This window comes from Desulfovibrio sp. MES5, from assembly GCF_002237645.1.
Lineage (GTDB): Bacteria > Desulfobacterota > Desulfovibrionia > Desulfovibrionales > Desulfovibrionaceae > Desulfovibrio.
Genome location: NZ_MJUZ01000013.1, coordinates 1 through 17,507, shown reverse-complemented (window position 1 = coordinate 17,507; position 17,507 = coordinate 1). Strand labels below are relative to the sequence as shown.

General features: G+C 58.9%; 7 protein-coding genes. 3 read left to right on the top strand and 4 right to left on the bottom strand.

Going from position 1 to position 17,507, the window contains the following annotated elements; translation table 11 throughout:
* Positions 1 to 105: 105 nt before the first annotated feature.
* A complete protein-coding gene (locus BCS36_RS04970) occupies positions 106 to 6,558 on the bottom strand; it encodes a hypothetical protein (RefSeq protein WP_291301808.1) in 6,453 nt (2,150 codons plus the stop codon).
* Between the two features lie 1,398 nt (positions 6,559 to 7,956).
* Between BCS36_RS04970 and BCS36_RS04965 the strand changes: the two genes are divergently transcribed.
* A complete protein-coding gene (locus tag BCS36_RS04965) occupies positions 7,957 to 10,101 on the top strand; it encodes a methyl-accepting chemotaxis protein (RefSeq protein ID WP_291301807.1) in 2,145 nt (714 codons plus the stop codon).
* 517 nt (positions 10,102 to 10,618) lie between these two features.
* Here BCS36_RS04965 and traT read toward each other — a convergent pair.
* A complete protein-coding gene (gene traT, locus BCS36_RS04960; protein ID WP_291301806.1) occupies positions 10,619 to 11,338 on the bottom strand; it encodes a complement resistance protein TraT in 720 nt (239 codons plus the stop codon).
* 445 nt (positions 11,339 to 11,783) lie between these two features.
* Entirely contained in the window at positions 11,784 to 12,497 is a 714-nt protein-coding gene (locus BCS36_RS04955) for a hypothetical protein (RefSeq protein ID WP_291301805.1), read from the bottom strand.
* 319 nt (positions 12,498 to 12,816) lie between these two features.
* On the opposite strand from BCS36_RS04955, the gene topA reads away from it, so the two are divergent.
* Together topA and BCS36_RS04945 are read left to right on the top strand one after the other, a co-directional pair.
* Positions 12,817 to 15,063 (top strand): type I DNA topoisomerase, encoded by a 2,247-nt coding sequence (gene topA, locus BCS36_RS04950; protein ID WP_291301804.1) that lies wholly within the window; start codon positions 12,817 to 12,819, stop codon positions 15,061 to 15,063.
* Complete coding sequence (locus BCS36_RS04945; RefSeq protein WP_291301803.1) at positions 15,050 to 16,210, top strand: XdhC family protein; 1,161 nt, start codon at positions 15,050 to 15,052, stop codon at positions 16,208 to 16,210. The genes topA and BCS36_RS04945 overlap by 14 nt, the downstream gene beginning before the upstream one ends.
* Positions 16,211 to 16,654: 444 nt before the next feature.
* Here BCS36_RS04945 and BCS36_RS04940 read toward each other — a convergent pair whose 3' ends face one another.
* Positions 16,655 to 16,780 carry a hypothetical protein gene (locus BCS36_RS04940; RefSeq protein ID WP_291301802.1) on the bottom strand — a complete coding sequence of 42 codons (126 nt, stop codon included), beginning with the start codon at positions 16,778 to 16,780 and terminating at the stop codon, positions 16,655 to 16,657.
* Positions 16,781 to 17,507 lie beyond the last annotated feature (727 nt).

Below are 17,507 nucleotides of genomic sequence, written 5' to 3'. Positions count from 1 at the left end.
ATTCAGTCGAAAAATACGATTTTCGGCTGAATGCACGCCACGTTGTGGGGCGCTGCACTTTCGTGCAGAGTTAGAGCATGCACACGTTTTCGAAGTTGAAATGCCCTAACTGCTTGCCATTTCTCTTGCGGCGTTGTCCGTGTTTTCCTGGCAGGAGTCCATCAAGCTGGAGACGCTGCTGATTTCGCCCGTTACGGTGATCGTGCTTTCTGCAACCACGGCAGGGGCATCGTGGGCAGCTGATCCGGCAAAGTGGCTCTGAGCAAGAACCGCGTTCATGTTGGTCAGGGGCACGTCATGCAGGGCGGTTGCTTCGGGCCCGGTTTCGTCCTGTTCAGCAACCTGCACGGTGGTGGCTACAAACAGGCTGTCGAATTTTTCATTGGCGTAGGCCAGCGTGATGGAGGCATGAAGCCCGGCAAGAGCGCCACTGTCGGCAGCCTCATTGCCCAGATGGCCGCTGTGCAAGATGTCATCCCCCCCTTCAAGGGGCAGGTCTGTCGAGGCGTTTGCGGACATGTCGTCGGCATGGCCGCTCAGGGAGGCGAAAAGCGGCTGAATCTGCTCGTCCGCTTGTGCGCTGAAGTGCGCCGCTACTGTGGGGTCATGCTCAGGAGAGTCCGCCCCGGGATTGCCTGTCTCAGGAATGCCCGCTCCGGGAATGCCTATATGTCCCGCAGGGTCGCTGTGCTCGTTGGCGGCGTGCTGGCCGTCGTCAGTCACGGAGTCCTGACCGTCATGCGCGGGCAGCAGCGAAGACTGCGCGTCGTCGTGTCCGGCGGCATGCTGCGCGTCCTGCGTATGGTGCTCCGCGCCGGTCTCGTCAGCCATGACGGACAGGGGAGCGCTGAAGGAACCGGCGGGGTCGTGCAACTGGTCGGCAAGCTCCGCAGGCTCAATGGCAACGCCGCCAGCCTGCAAGTCCCACAGAATGTCGTTAAATTCCGCCAGGAAGTCCGGGGGCAGGGTAGCGACGTCCAGCCCGTCAAAGCGTATGGTCGTCATGCCGCCTGTAATGAGGGGATCTGAGCCGATGTCGTTGAGCCAGGCCCCATAGTGGCTGACAAAGCTTTCGGCATCGGGCGCCTGGAGTATGAGCGTGTAGGTGCCGGCGCTGGCGCCGATGCCCTCGGTCTTGACGTTGAGGCTGCCGGGGTCTACCGCGCCGTTGATGGTGAGGGTGTTGTCGCCACGGCCCAAGTTGATCTCATTGCCTGCGCCTTTGACAGCGCCGTTGATGGTCACGCTGTCGTTGCCCGCACCGGTGGTGATAATGTTTTGACCGCCGTTTTCGGCCTGCATGGCGATGCCCTGGCCGTTATTGGCATTCAGGGTGATGCTGTCGCCCGGGCCTCCCGATGTGGAGCTGCCAGTGATGTAGTTTACGGAGTTTCCGCCATCGGCCCACATGGCAATGGCCTTCTCGGCACTGTCCGCTGTGGCGGTAATGGTGACGGTCACCGGGCCGCTGCCAGGCTGTATGAGATTGATGCCGCCGTCTGTGGCAGCCATGCCATAACTGTTGCTGCTGCCATGGGCAGTAACGTCCACCTCGCCGCCGATGGCCTTGATGATATTGGAGCCGCCGTTGGCGGCCGCCATGCCGTGGGCGCTGTCGCCACCGCCGATAACGCTCACATCGCCGCCACTGGTTGTGATGGTGTTAGTGGCTTTATTATCGGCAAACATGCCGTAACCAGCGGCGGATACGCCCAACTCGCCACCGGCAACATGCACGTTGCCGTCTTGAGTCTTGATGACATTGCCGCCGACGCCATCGGCACGCATGCCGTAGCCCGTGCCGCTGCCGCCAGCGGTAACGGTTACGTTGCCGCCGGCGGAGGTGGTGATGCTGTTGGAGCCGGATTCAGCGGACATGCCCTGGTTGTTGTTGCTGCCGCTGGCGGTAACCGTCACATCGCCGCCTGCGGTGATGATGTCGTTGCGCCCGAATTGCGAGGCATACATGCCGGAGCCATCGGTGAAGCCGCTGCCGGCGGTAATGTCCACCTTGCCGCTGTCAGTGGTGATGGTGTTGCGTCCGGAAGTATCGGCAAACATGCCGTTGTGGCTGCTGGTAAGGGTCACGTCGCCGCTTTTGGTGGTGATGACAGTGTTGGCGGAAGTGATGGCGTACATGGCCGAGGCGGTATTGTTGGTGTTGCCGATGGCGGTAACGCTGACATCGCCGCTGCCAGTCTTGATGGTATTGTTGGCGTGGTCTGAGCTGGCCATGCCAAGGGTCGTGCCGGCGGCATTCTTTCCGTCGACAGTAACATTCACGTTGCCGCTGTCAGTGTTGATGGTGCTTTGGGCATAACCACCGGCGTACACGCCTGAGCCGTTGCCGTTGGCGGTAACAGTCACGTTGCCGCCCGCATTGATGGTATTGCTGCCGGAACTGATCGCGGCCATGCCGGCGCTGTCGGTGTTGCTATCGCCCATAATAGTCACGTCGCCGCCAGCGTTGACGGTATTGCCGCCCGAAAGCGAGGCAAACATGCCGTAGGCGAGTTGTGCATCACTGCTGCCGCTGATCGTCACATTGCCGTTATCAGCGTTGATGGTGTTGCTGCCGCCACTCGTGGCATACATGCCATTGCCGTCGCCGTTTGCACTGTGGGCGGAGACGTTCACATCGCCGTCCCTTGTGGTGATGGCATTTTTGCCTGAAGCCTCGGCATACATGGCCTGGCTCGCGCTATTGCCCTGAGCGCTGAGGGTTACATTGCCGCTTTCGGTAATGATGGTATTGCTGGCGTTGGCGGCTGCGTCCATGCCGGTGCTGGTCATGCCGCCGCTGGCGGAAGCGTTCACATCGCCGCTTACGGTGGTGATGGTATTGCCGCCTTGCGAATCAGCCCGCAAGGCAGAGGATTCGTTCACACCTTGGGCGTCAATGTTTACGTTCCCGCTTACAGTGGTGATGCTGTTTTTTCCGTTGCCAACGGCAGTAACCATGCCATAGCCGGAACCTGTGCCGATGCCGGATACACTTACATCGCCGCTATCAGTGGTGATAATGTTGCTGTTGCCGGAAGAATATTCTGCCCACATGCCGGAAGCGTTGTGGCCAACGCCTGATACAGTCACCTTGCCGCTGCCTGTTGTAATCGCGTTTTCGCCGAGGCCAGAGCCGGAAGCGTGCATGCCGGAGGAGTCGGAGAATCTGTCAGTGCCCGTGCCGGCGCCTGACACGTTCACATTTCCGCTTTCCGTGATGATGGTGTTTTTACCAATATCGCTATGCATGCCAACCCCTTTGTGGCCGAGGGCTGATACGGTCACATCTCCGCTTACTGTGGTGATGGAGTTGCTGTTGACGGTGTTGCTGGCGCCCACGGCAAACATGCCGTAACTGCTGGCAATGGAACCGTTGCTGATAACGGTCACATTGCCGCTGTCAGATTTGATGTCGTTGCTGCTGGCAGTTCTCGCAGACATGCCGTATGTGTTGGTGCTGGGTCCGGTAGCTGTAACGTTGATATCCCCGCTCTCTGTGGTGATGTTATTGCTGGATTTATACGCGGCAGACATGCCGTAGTTCTCTACCTTGCTGTTGCTGGTGGTACTGGTAACCTCCACAGTGCCCCCCGTAGTGGAGATACTGTTGCTGCCGGAGTTCGCATGCATGCCAGTGCCGGCGTCTGAGCCGCGTGCGCCGCTGGTAAGGACTACATTGCCGTTTTTTGTGGTGATGGTATTGCTGCCGGATGCCTCGGCAACCATGCCTGCCCCGCCGCCGGTAAGGGTCACGTCGCCGCTGTCGGTGGTGATGGCATTGCTGCCTGATATACTGGCATTCATGATGCCACCGGCGGTGGTCAGGGTCACATCGCCACTATTTGTGGTGATGGCGTTGTTGCCGGACCTGGTCTGCATGCCAGCGCCACCGCCGGTAAGGGTCACCTTGCCGCTGTCGGTGGTGATGGTATTGCTGCCATTGTCTTGGCCAACGTTGCTGGCATAATCGGCAACCATGATTCCGTTGGTGCTGGTCAGGGTCACATTACCGCTCTTAGTGGTGATGGTGTTGCTGCCGGACGCATAGGTGGACATGGTTGCATTTGAATTTCCGATGTCGCTTTTGACGGTAAGGGCCACATCGCCGCTGTCAGTGGTGATGGCGTTGCTGGCGGAAGAACTGGCACTCATGCTGCTGCTGCCGGTGGTAAGGGTCACGTTGCCGCCAGCGTTGATGGTATTGCTGCTGTGAGCACCGCTGCCATACATGCCGCCGCCCTTGCCGGGGCTGGCGCCGGTGTGGGCAAGGGTCACATTGCCGCCAGCGTTGATGGCATTGCTGCCGCCTGAGTTCGCTCCCATGAGGATGTAGCTGTTGCCGCTGGTTTCGGTGCCGGCCAAGACGGTTACATCGCCACTCGCGTTAATGGTGGCGCTACCGGAGTAGGCCTGCATGCCGACACCGTAAGCGTTATCGCTGGTGCCGCTGACGGTCACATTGCCGTTTTTAGCGTTAATGGTAATAACGGCATCGCCGCCAGATGCCTCCATGCCGTAACCAGCCTGGTTTACGCTGTGGGCTGAGACGTTCACATCGCCGTTTTCTGCGTTGATGGTAGTGGCGCCGCCAGAGTTCTGAATGCCATAAGCAAGATGCGAGTCGCTGGAGCCGCTGACAGTTACATTGCCGCTCTGGGAGTTGATGGTGTTGCTGCTTGAAGCAAAGGACAATATGCCAGTGCCGGTCTGGGTTATGCTGTGGGCGGAGACGTCCACATCGCCGTTTGCGTTGATGGTGTTGCTGCTGCCGTCAGCGGCATACATGCCGTAGCTGTTGGCAAATGCCTGGAAATTGGAGCCTGGGGCAGTGGCCGACACGCTTACGCTGCCGCTTGCGTTGATGGTGTTGCTGCTGTCGGTATCGGCAAACATGCCTCTGCTGGCATTGGTTACGCTGTTGGCGGCGATGTTCACATCGCCGCTTGCAGTGATGGTATTGCTGCCGGAATTGCTCGCGTTCATGCCAGAACCGAGGAGAACACTGTTGGCAGTAACAGTCACATCGCCACTGCCGGTAATGCTATTGGTTCCACCCTCTTTTGCCAGCATGCCGTAGGCGTCGTCGATGTCGGAGCTGCTGCTTACCGTGATGTCATGCCCGGTAATTATGTTGGTTGCAGGCTGGTTGTCGGCAGCGGAGGCGAATATGCCCCAGGCTTTGGCGGAAGACGCCTGCATATTGATGTCCACATTCTGGGCGGCATTGATGACGTTGCTGGAGTTTGCGCCCGCATACACGCCGTAGCCTACGCCTCCCTGCGCCGTGATGGAAACATTGCCGCCCTCAATCGTTGTTGCGGCGGTGGAGTTCTGGTCAGCCTTTGTATACACGCCATAGACAAAACCTGACGTGCTGCTTTGAGCATTGATATTTATGGAGCTGGCATCACCTCCGCGAATAGAAGATGAGGCGTTGTCGCTCTCATGAGTGGCTACCCCGTATGTAGGGTTGTTGATGTCACCAGGTGTGATGGCTGTGATATTGACTTCTCCCTTTGAGGAGGCCGAGATGTCAATATTTGAATTCACTGCACCCGCAACGTCGTTGACGGGGTCACTGTTGGACTGGTCAATGTCTACCTGATTGTAGCTCGTGCCGCCAAGGGTGATGGTGTCATTGCTCACAGTTTTGGAGTCAGTGGCATACCATTCGGCCTTGAGGTCAGTGCCTATCTGGGCGCGAGCTTCTTCGTCCGCGGCGTCATAGCTTTGGCCCGCAGGGCCGCCGGTGATCAGCAGCGGCATTTTATATTCCACGCCGTCAACGGTAATGAGCAGCATGTCCGACGCCAGCGTGCCGTCGTTCAATGCGTCAAGCCCGGCGGCGGTAAGCTCCACGGTTATTCTGCCGTCGGGGGCAACGCCCGTAATGGTAAAATATGTGTTGTCGCCATCAAATTCCAGATTGGTGATCTTGCTGGCGTCATTGACGATGTTTCCGTCCTCGTCCACGGCAAAGAAGCTGAAGGTGTTGGCGTTTGTGTCGGAGACAATGAGCCTTGTGTGGTAGGGAGTATGCGTGTTTTGTCCGTTGTCGCCGTCATCGCCACCTCCGCCACCGCCGCCGGGGCCGCCATTGGCAACCGAAGGCGCGCGCGCCATGTCGGGACCGACCATAAGTAGGGGACCGTCGGAAAAAGCCGCGTTTTCAGTGCGGTAGTCAAGACTGTCCAGATGGTCAAGGCCCGAGGCAAGGGCGGAATCGCCGTGCTCCGTATAATGAGAAGAGCGTTCCACAGCGGTCGGACCAGCCGCAGGACTGAGATCCGGGCCAAGAGCGCTGAAAAAATCCGCACCGGAAACAACTTTGCCCGCCACTTCAAATTCAGGAATATTATCAGCGTTATAGCTGGCATAAAAATCATCTATACGAATGACTGCGCCATCTTCAAAGGTAAACACCAGTGAATCCCCATCGCGCGACAGGGTAACGTCGTTGGTCGAGAACTCAAGAGCGAACATGGCGTTCTGGTCGGATGCAATAATTATCTTTTCCTGCCCCTGGGCAGGACGTGAAAGAGTGACTGTAGGCATGGAGCCTCCATAATGAGCTTTAATCTATTGATATTACGGTAACGCTCTGCGAGCATTCCGAAAGGCTGGGAAGGAGAGATCGGCAAGCGTGTGGCTTGCTTCTCTGAGGGGGAACCCCTCTGCCTCTGGTGAAGAGTGCACTGTTGGGAAGCATGTGGGTGAATCAGTGGATGTGTGATTCACGATCTGGGCAGAACCCATCGATTATTTGATAATGTCTGTCATTAGCCTTGTCAACGGCGGCTGGCCTATAACAAGACTTCTTCTATTGTGTGGGTTTTATTTGATGTGCATCCAGATAGTAGTTTGATATAATTTATTATTATTTTATAACGGCCAGGTCCACATATAATGGATCAAAAATTAATATCTATTTATAGATTTTTCAGAACACGCCAAAAATACATAGTTTTTTACTCTGTTTTATGCCGAGCTGATTTTTTTATGGGTTTCGCGCACTGACAAAGCTGTTTTCGTTGTATTTTTTTTCTTGTGGAACTTTTTTTATTTCAGGTGGTTGTCGGTATGGCGGGCGGTGTGGGCCGTTTGCGGATCCAGGAGATATTTTTAAATGTAACCTGCCAAAAATATTGTTTTTATGAGAAAAGATGAAGAAAATGTGCATTGATGAAAAATATTCCGGCAGACACTGCCGGATGCGTGACTGCCATTCGCATCACGGCCTTCCTGCGTGCTTTTGTGCGTCACCGTAGCGCGCGGCGGCGCAGGCACACCCGACAGAGTGCAGCCCCGCCAGCGTATAGCGCCTTCTCGCGGTTTTTGACGCCCTCCCCTGCATAAAGCCCTTCTCGCGGTCTTTGACACGTATCTTGCCCAGCGGGGGCGTAAAAAAATTATCAATAGCATCCTGTGTTTCTGAATGGTTGGCGTCGGCGCGTAACCGTGTGGATAAGCAGTGTTTGTTCTTCCACAGCTGGCGTTTTTTCCGCAGCCGTCAGAATATTGCAATGTAAAAGGGCTCTCGCACCCTGCCCGTCCGCTAAAGCTGGTCAAAAAAAATACCGAAAAGCCTGATATGGCCGGTGGCGTTGCTTGTGCTGCCAGCGGTTCCAAAAAGCAGTCCAAAAGGCGTTGCTGTGCCAATGCTCCCATGGCTGGCGGGCAGCGTCCCCCTACGGGGAGGCGTAGGCACGGGCAGCTTGCGGCTGGCAGACAACCTGTGAGAATATCTATTCTCGGCGCTTGAAATTGTCCGCGTCGCGCATACCCGCGTGGATGCACGGCGCGTGTGCCTTCGCGATGAGGCTGATCCCTCAGTCGTCAGGGCGGTTTCAGGATGAAACGGTCCTGAGGGCCAAGAGAGCGCTTTGTCAGTTCTGGCAGGATGCATTGGCAAAGCTGACGTGTTCTGGTGTCCCGTTAACCAATGGAGCCTTTATGTTCGCCTGGTATCAATCCTTGCGCATGACTCCCAAGATTGTGATTCCCGTGGCCCTTGCCCTTGTGGTGTGTCTGGGGCTGCTGACCTGGCAGATTCAGGCGCGCAGCAGCGTGGCCATAGAGGCCGTCGCCCGCCGTGAGCTGGCCGCTCTTGGCGCGGCTGAGGGAAACTCCATGGCCCGGTTCCTGAACATGGCAGTGGATGAGGCATCGGCCCTGGCTGGCGCTCTGGGGCAGAGCGTAGCCCAAAATGAGGCTCCCACCCGGCAGGGCGTAATAGCCATGATCAGCGGCATGCTTTTGGGCAATGCCGACTTTTTCGGCGTGGGCATCATCTGGGAGCCGAACGCGTTTGACAACCGCGATATGCTGTATGCGGGCGCGCCAGGCAGCGACGCCAAGGGGCGCTTTATGCCCTACCTCTCCCGTGGGGCCGAGCTTGTAGAGTTGGGCGAGCAGGTGGATCAGCCCTATTATGCCATCCCCAGGCAAACCAGGCAGACCTATGTTTCCGACCCCATTCCCTTCAAGGTCAATGGCGAGGACGTGCTCATGTCCACGGTGGCCTGTCCCATACTGCATGACAAGGACCTGCTCGGCGCGGTGCTGGTGGATATCTCCCTTGCACGGTTGCAGCAGATAGTCTCGGCCATCAGTCTGTACGGCAGTGGTTATGCCTCGCTTGTCAGCGAGAAGGGCGATATTCTGGCGCATCACGACGCATCCCTGATCGGCAAAAACATTTTTGATCTGGGCGTTGTCAGGCAGAAAGAGGCGGCCGCAAAGGCCTTTGCCGCTGGCAAGGCCTATACCGAGGATGTCAGCGGCGCGCAGGGCGTACTGCTGCACTATTTTTATCCCGTTGATTTCAGGGGCGGCAAACAGCACTGGTATCTTGCCGTGACTGTACCGCAACACGAGGTGCTGGCCCAGGCCAGGGACATCAGCCGCATTACGGTCATTATCTCGGCCATAACCCTGTTGGTGCTGCTTGGCATAAGTTATCTCGTCATTCGCGGCGCGCTGCGCCCGGTCAACTATCTGGCGGAGACTGCCGGCGTCATCGCCGGGGGCAAGCTGGACCAGAATATTGACGACAGCGGCTTCGGCGGTGAAATGAAGGAACTCGCCGCAGCGCTGAAAAAAATGATCGCCGCGTTGCTGGACGGCATCAGCAGGGCGGAAACCCTGACCGAAGCGGCCCGCGAAGAGTCGGAAAAGGCGCACCATGCCATGCTGGAAGCTGAGGACGCCCGCAAAGCTGCGGAAAGCGCCCGCAGGGACGGCATGCTGGCTGCGGCGGAACAGCTTGAAGCGGTGGTGTCGGTGGTTTCGTCGGCCTCCACGGAGCTGTCGGCCCAGATCGAGCAGTCGGACAGGAGCGCGGCGGAGTCTTCACAGCGGCTTGCCGAAGCTGCCACGGCCATGAACCAGATGAACGCCACGGTGCAGGAAGTTGCCCGCAACGCCAGCCAGGCGTCTGAAGCGTCGACGGAAACCAAGCGAAGAGCGCTGGCGGGCGCAAGCATAGTGGAGCAGTCGTTGCAGAGCATCCGGCAGGTACGTGAGGTTTCTGAAACGCTGCGCCGCGACATGGCGCTTCTGAACACGCATGCTCAGGACATCAACCGGATCATGAGCGTTATTTCCGACATTGCCGACCAGACCAACCTTCTGGCGCTCAATGCGGCCATTGAGGCTGCAAGGGCAGGGGATGCCGGACGCGGATTTGCCGTGGTGGCCGACGAGGTGCGCAAACTGGCGGAAAAAACCATGGCGTCCACCACTGATGTGGGCAATGCCATCAGGGCCATTCAGGAGAGCACCACAAAGAGCATGGCCAGCGTGGACGAGGCCGTACGGCAGGTGGAACAGGCCACGAACTATGCCGGGCAGTCGGGTCAGGCCCTGGGCGAGATCGTCGGCACTGTGGAATCCACGGCGGATCAGGTAAATGCCATTGCCACGGCCAGCGAGGAGCAGTCTGCCGCCAGCGAGCAGATCAACCAGACCATAGTGCATATCAATACCGTATCGCGGCAGACCGCCGAAGCTATGGCCGAGGCCTCCAAGGCCGTGGCTGACCTGGCGGCGCAGGCGCAGGCCCTGGACGCCCTGGTCGATACCCTGAAGCGAGGCTGACGCGCCGCGAGCGCAAACGGGGAGTGCTGATCCGCGTCTGGCGCGTGGCGATTGACGCTCCGTGACGGACATGCCGTGATGGCGCGCGGCAAAATCAACGTGCCGCCACTCCCGCTTCAGCCCCGATATTACGAGAGCAACAAGACAAAACTGGCCGGATTCTCCTGAAACACATCAGGAAAATCCGGCCAGTCCATTTTGCCTCAGGCAATAGTGCGCGACAGGGCGCTGAGGGAGCGGAGGGCGCTGCCGGTTGCGGCGGCGGGCGGCAGCCGCCGGAGGCGTCGCACGCAAGGACAATAAAAAATCTATGGGCGGGGCGTGGGGGCGAAGCCCCCTTGTTACAAAGGCTCCTCCCCCACAAAGCATTTCAAATCAAGAGGTGCCCGCTCTGGAGCGGTTAACGCTTGAAATGCTCGCGTACGGCAGGCAAAAGCCTGCCGTACGCACATTTCGCGGCAAGGATTTTCAAGAAAATCCTTGCAGAGCCGTTAACTCATTTCATTTGTAAACTGCTCTATTGTTGCGGCCTTGCAGCTCCAGCGGGCGCGGTCTGACCAGGGCTTTGGTCAGGGCTTTGGCCAGGGATTTGGGCTGAGGTCTGGCCAGGGCTTTGGCCTGCGGCCTTGCTGGTGGCATGAATGGCGGTTCCGATTTCACGGGCCAGCGTTTCCGTAAACAGGGTGGGCGCTCCGGCGTCCATACGTATCTGCCCCGGCAACAGCACGGCTATGCGCATCTGGCTGTTGGAAAGGGCGTTGCGGCTGGATATGTTCTTGAGTTTGGCCTTGCTTTCCCTTTGTGCGCTGGGAACACGCCGCTGCACCAGCAATACGTCGGCCATTACCGCTGTGGCGCCAGCCCCCTTGAGGATGGAAGGCGTGTCGTAGCCTGCCGCAACCGTCTGCCTGAGGTGGGTGGGCTCCGTATTTCCGGCGGACAGCACCGTGATCTGCACGATGTTTCCAGCCTCGCTGGGATTGCCCACAATGGTGAATCCGCTGCGTTGCAGCCAGGATTCGGCCTGGGCGCGCAGCCCGAAAACGCGGTTGGTGTTGTCGCGCACATTTACGTAAACAGTGTCCGCAACTGTATCATCATCCAGTGCTTCCTGCAGCTTGCCTGAACGCAGCACTTCCAGCTTGTCCGGGTCAGCGGCCTGACGCACGCAGGCTGCAAGCGGCACAAGGCTCACGCAAAGCAGCAGTGCAATAAAACGCAGTCCTTTAAACATCATAAGAAAACCTCGATCCTTGCCGTCACAAACGCGGCTGGTATTGAAAGCGAAAGCATGTGGCTTTCGCCATGCATGTCCCCATACATGCATTTTTTGGGCCTATGAACACGTCCGCAGCAACATTTCTTCGTGGCAGGACTGTCATCCGCAGGGGGTGGTCTGCTGCAAATCCATGAAATGCGGTATGTTTTATGGCGAAATATCCTGTGCCCGAGGGCCAAGAGTTCTCGCTGTGTTATGGGTTGGGCAATTTTCGGAATATCCGTACTTTCGCCAGGGTTTTTTTCAGGGCTGCAGCACGCGGGTTTTTCCGAATTGCAGCGCGAATTTTCCGGGGCGTTATTCGTCCGGCAGGGGGGTGGCCGGGAGCGTTGCGGCGTGAACAAAATCTTGGCAACGCCCGTTGCGGCGTCCCGACAGGCTGGCCTGTCAGGTTATTATTTTGTCAGGGCTTCACGGCCTTGACGATCTCGTTGCTCAGCTTGTCTTCCAGGGCCGGGAGGATGGCGTCGCGCCCCATGTTTTCACCCTCGGCGCTTACAACCACCGTGTGCATGGCGTCTGGCTGCTTGCCCTTTTTGCCGACGCCCACCTGGGCGCGCATGCCCCACATGTTGCTTGTGCCGCCGTCAAGCATGCTGACCCCGAGGCCCAGCAGCAGGCCGCCGCCCACGCCCCAGGCCGCGCCGCGCCCTCCGCCTGCGGAACCGCCCACAAGCGCGCCAAGCATGGCGCCCGTGCCTGCGTGGCCCAGGGTCCGCCCCGGGCTGGCAGGCGTGCTGCGCGAGCCCAGAGGGGTGACGTCCTCCACCACCACGCGCAGGGTCAGGTCTGCCTCCTTGGCCGATTCGGCGGGCACAAGTTCACGCTCGCTCTGCAGGTAGGCCGTGAGCATGGACTGAAGGTCGGCATTGAAACTGGCGCTGCCGCCGCTCACGTCCACAAAGACGCTTTGCCCCGGTTTGGCCTTTATTGTGGGCAGCGGCTCGGGGCTGGCCTGGGCCTGGTTGGCGCGCGGGTCAGCGGGCGAGCCGGGCGGAAAGCCCGATTCTTCCGTATTGCCGCTGTTCTGGTGGGAGGAACAACCCGCCGCCGCCATGAACAGCATGGTAAGACACAGTGCCGCCGTAAGGCGGTATAGTACTGAACATATACGCATATAGCTCTCATTTTGGTTGAAATCTTCTACAAGATTACCGCAAGTTACACATGCCTGTCCAGTTGGCCGTACCTTTTGTCATACGAATGGCAGACATATGGCATCTCCCCAATAATTAAAAGTTTTTACTGCCGTGCGGTCGTGTTGGTCACGCTTGCCGCTCTGCACGCAGCCGGGCCATATCGGGGCCGCAGGCACGGGGCAACCAGCATTATTACGACGATGCGCACTTGACGCCTGTGGGTTTTATCGTATCTTGCCGTTACATAAAAGGCGCGTCAGACAGTACCGGCGCAGCCGGAAAGCAGTCGAGGACAGCATGGGCAAACAGTTGATAATAGTGGAATCTCCGGCCAAAGTTAAGACCATCAAAAAGTTTCTTGGGCCGTCATACATGGTGCAGGCCAGTGTTGGCCATGTCCGTGATTTGCCCGCCAAGGCTCTCGGTGTGAATGAAGAGGACAACTTCGCGCCCCAGTATGAAATCATAGATAACAAAAAAAATGTGGTTAGCGAACTGCGCGCCGCCGCCGCCAAGGCCGACACTGTTTACCTTGCCCCTGACCCTGACCGCGAGGGCGAGGCCATTGCGTGGCATGTGGCCGAGCTCATCCGCGACAAGGCCAAGGACATCAAGCGGATACAGTTCAACGAAATTACCGCCAAGGCTGTCAAAGAAGCGTTAGCGCACCCGCGCGACCTCAATGAAGACCTTTTTGACGCCCAGCAGGCCAGGCGCATTCTGGACAGGCTGGTGGGCTACAAGATTTCTCCCCTGCTGTGGAAGACCATCAAGCGGGGCATATCCGCCGGGCGCGTGCAGTCCGTGGCCCTGCGCCTCATCGCCGAGCGCGAGGAAGAGCGCGAGGTGTTCAAGCCTGAGGAATACTGGCTGTTCAAGGCGCTGCTTTCGGGTGAAACGCCGCCGCCCTTCAAGGCCGACCTCGCCAAGATCAACGGCAAAAAAGCGGTCATCGCCAATGCCGAAGAGGCGCAGGCGCTGGAAGACGCCCTCAGGGGCCAGCCCTTTGTGGTGGAGAGCGTGGAGCAGAAGGAGCGCGAACGCGCGCCGCAGCCGCCCTTCATCACCTCCACCTTGCAGCAGGCGGCCAACCAGAGGCTTTCCTATTCGGCCAAGCGCACGATGAATATCGCCCAGCGCCTCTATGAAGGCGTGGAGCTTGGCGACCGTGGCCTTACGGCCCTCATTACCTATATGCGTACGGACTCGACGCGCATCGCCGATGAAGCGCGCGATGCCGCCAAGGATTTTATCGGCAAGCACTTTGGCAAGGACTATCTGCCCAAGCGCGCCCGCGTCTACAAGACCAAGGGCAGCGCCCAGGACGCCCACGAAGCCGTCCGCCCGGTGGATGTGACCATCACCCCCGATGAAGTGAAGCAGCATCTGCCGCCGGACCAGTACAACCTGTACCGGCTCATCTGGTCGCGTTTTGTGGCTTCGCAGATGGCCGGGGCGCGCTTTCACGACACCACCGTAACCATTGCCTGTGCCCACAGCCAGTGGCGCGCCAAGGGCGAGCGGATGCTTTTTCCCGGTTTTCTGGCGGCCCTGCCGCGCGCCGGGGAAGACGCCGACGCCGAGCTGCCGCCCCTTGAAGCCGGGCAGACCCTCAAGCTGGACAAGCTGGACAAGGAGCAGAAGTTCACCCAGCCCCCGCCGCGTTACAGCGAAGCAAGCCTCGTGCGCGAGCTGGAAGAGCGGGGCATTGGGCGGCCATCCACCTACGCGGCCATCATTTCCACCCTTCAGGACAGAGAGTACGTCAGTCTGGTGGACAGGCACTTTGTGCCCACGGATCTTGGGCGTGTAGTCTGCAGCCAGCTGACCGAACACTTCGGCAGGCTCATGGATGTGGGCTTTACCGCCCAGATGGAAGAAGGGCTCGACAAGGTGGCCGAGGGCAAGGCCCACTGGGTAGAGCTTTTGCGCGCCTTTTCCGATGATTTTAATCCCACGCTGGCGGCGGCTGCAAAAAATATGCAGAGCGTCAAGGGCGGCATCCCCGCCGACCTGCCCTGCCCGGAATGCGGCAAGCCGCTGATGATCAAATTCGGCAAGGCAGGGGCTTTTCTTGCCTGTTCCGGCTATCCTGGCTGCAATTACACCAGCAACTTTTCCCGTAACGAAGAAGGTCGGGTTGAAGCTGTGGCCGCCGAAAAGCCGCAGTATGAAAAAGTGGGGCAGTGCCCCCAGTGCGGCCGTGACCTTGTCATCAAAAAATCCCGTACTGGCAGCAGCTTTATCGCCTGCACCGGCTACCCCGAGTGCAAGCATGCGGCCCCGCTGTCCACGGGCGTTCCCTGCCCGCGCTGCCAGAAAGGCCAGCTGGTGGAAAAGAGCACCAAACGCGGAAAGATATTCTACTCGTGCGACCAGTATCCCCAGTGTGATTTCGCCCTGTGGGACAGGCCCGTGCCAGGCCCCTGCCCGCGCTGTAATTCGCCATACCTTGTTGAAAAAAAGGGCCGGGCCGGCGCCAAGATCATGTGCCCGGTCAAGGGGTGCGGCTACGTAAAGGAGGACGGAGATGAGCAAAACTGACGCATCCGACTCGATGAAGACTTCCGCGCCTCTTGCGCCCTCCGCTCCTTCCGCCCCTTCAGGGGGTATGGCCGCGCCCTGGGCGGAAACTCTGGAAGCCCGCGTGGCCCAGTTGCTTGCCAGTGGGGAAAGCGTAACGCTTTTGACGGTCATCAGCCGCACAGGCTCGGCTCCGCGTGATGCGGGCACCCGCGCGCTGTACACGCAAAACGGGCCTGAAGGCACCGTGGGCGGCGGCCTTCTGGAGGCCCGCGCCTTTGAGGCTGCGGCCCAGAGCCTGTTTATGGGCAAGTCCAGTCAGGTTTCCTGCGACATGAGCGGGTTCACCCCTGACAGCGACATGATTTGCGGTGGCGGCATGGACGTGCTGTGCGAAGTTCTGACGCCGGACACGGCCCCCCTGTTCACGCTTGCCGCCCGTGCCCTGCGCGCCGGAGTGGGGGGCGTATGGGTCGTGGACGTGAACCGCGAGCCGCCCCTGCGCCGACTGTATCTCGACTGCCTGCCCGAAAACGCTGACCCGGCCGCGGATTCGTCCCTGCCGCTGGACGCCAGCCTGGACATAGCCCCGGTGCGCGCCTTGCTTGCGCAGCGCAAGGGCAAGCCCGGTCTGGTCACGGCGGATGCATGCCGTATCTATGTTGAGCCGCTGGCTGCGCCGCCGGTGCTGCTTCTTTGCGGGGGCGGGCATGTATCCCTTGAGGTGGCGCGTCTGGCCCATGCCTGCGGCTTTATTGTGGACGTGGCGGACGACAGGCCGGAGTTTTCCAATCCGGACCGCTTCCCCATGGCGCGGCGCTGCCATGTGCTGCCCGACTATGAAAATCTGGTGGAAACCTGCGGCATCGGGCGGCATCATTATGTGGCCGTCATCACGCGCGGGCACGGTTTTGACCGCGAAACCCTGGCTCAGGCCCTGACCAGCCATGCCCAATATATAGGGATGATAGGCAGCAAAACCAAACGCGACCAGATCTATGCCATTCTGCGCTCTCAGGGCGTGCCCGACGCGGAACTTGCCGCTGTGTGCTGCCCCATCGGGCTGACCATTGAAGCTGAAACCCCGCAGCAGATAGCCGTGTCCATTGTGGCCGAACTGCTGGCCGTGCAGGCTGGCACGCTGAAGCGTCTGCGGTTCGAAGAATAGGGCGTGCGGGCCGGTACGCTGAAATAATTGTAGTTTGAAGGATAGGCGCGGGCGAACGAGGGATGCGAACCTGAGCGAAAAGCCCCTTTTCCCCGCCGGGGCCGTTGCGCCCTGTGGCTTGCCTGATCTGGCTGCGGTGTTTTTCAGTCCCGCGCCGGACGGGAAAAGCCTTGCGCCGGGCGGTCACCCCTCGTCCGAGCGTTGATCTTTTGTCGCCGACCAGGGTTCAATGCCGTCAGGCTGCGGGCCGCCCGCGCCCTCGCGCTGTCACGGAACTGCACTCACCACTCATTTCGCGAACGTTCCGTCCGCCCGCGCGCTGTCACGGGCACAATCACAACACAATCACGGGCACAGTCACGGGCAGGGCGATGGGGTTCCAAGCTGCGGGGCGTTTGTTCGCCCCACACCCGTGCTGGCCTCTTTCTTGACATTTACGGCGGCTCACGACACTCTGACCGAGCGGCGCATGACGCATGGTCGCAGCAGTCTGCCAAGTTCATCAAGAGCAGCGAACAGTGTAGTGTCGGCGGCGCGCAACATGGTCAAAGCGTCCACAGCGGCAGCCATACAGGCGCTTTTTCAAGATTCCCGAAGCGGCAATGAAGCGCCGCCCCGCCGCCGTAGCCTTTGGGCGGTAAAAGGCAGAGAGCATGGCCCGCCATGCTTCGGCTGTCGCGTCTTGCCCCTCAGGCTTTGTCCGCCATGCCTTGTCTGCTGGTGCGCACGCCCGGTTCAATGATCCCCCCGGTACGCCCTCGTTTGAATCGCATGGTCCTTTTTCGGCATTGCGGCATGCAGAAACAGCGCTTGTCGTTGTGCAATGAAGCCGCCTGAAAAAGTCCGCCCCTGTCCAGCAACACAAGAGGCCGGGAAAAGAAAAAGCATCACGAAAGAGGTATGTTGCAAAACAAGTCTGAAGCCGAGGCGTTAGCAAAGGGTGTTGCTCAAACATGCCTCTAAATGATATGCGTTTTTAAATAGAGAGTCGAGGATGGCGGGTGTTGCAAAAGGGGCGGCCGTCTGAAAGGTGTTCTATGGCAAAAGAAGCATGAAATTTTTGCCAATAAAAACAGTATGTTATATGAAATTAATACGGTCTCGTAACATGCTGGAATTGCAAGGTTTTTTGCATTCATTGTGCCACAGTCATATATGGTTGTCTTGATTGGCGGATTCAACTTGCAAGTGCAACACCCTCAAAGTTGAATGAAAAGGCAAGGTGGTATAGCCCTTTAGCCTCTCCATCCAACCAAAGATTGAGGGGCGTATGGGCTATGCACACCTTGCCAGGGAA

Bases quoted from the DNA above. Each gene is read 5' to 3' on its own strand.
- BCS36_RS04970 (WP_291301808.1), bottom strand. From the start codon at position 6,558: ATGCCTACAGTCACTCTTTCACGTCCTGCCCAGGGGCAGGAAAAGATA.
- BCS36_RS04965 (WP_291301807.1), top strand. From the start codon at position 7,957: ATGTTCGCCTGGTATCAATCCTTGCGCATGACTCCCAAGATTGTGATT.
- traT (WP_291301806.1), bottom strand. From the start codon at position 11,338: ATGATGTTTAAAGGACTGCGTTTTATTGCACTGCTGCTTTGCGTGAGC.
- BCS36_RS04955 (WP_291301805.1), bottom strand. From the start codon at position 12,497: ATGCGTATATGTTCAGTACTATACCGCCTTACGGCGGCACTGTGTCTT.
- topA (WP_291301804.1), top strand. From the start codon at position 12,817: ATGGGCAAACAGTTGATAATAGTGGAATCTCCGGCCAAAGTTAAGACC.
- BCS36_RS04945 (WP_291301803.1), top strand. From the start codon at position 15,050: ATGAGCAAAACTGACGCATCCGACTCGATGAAGACTTCCGCGCCTCTT.
- BCS36_RS04940 (WP_291301802.1), bottom strand. From the start codon at position 16,780: ATGGCTGCCGCTGTGGACGCTTTGACCATGTTGCGCGCCGCCGACACT.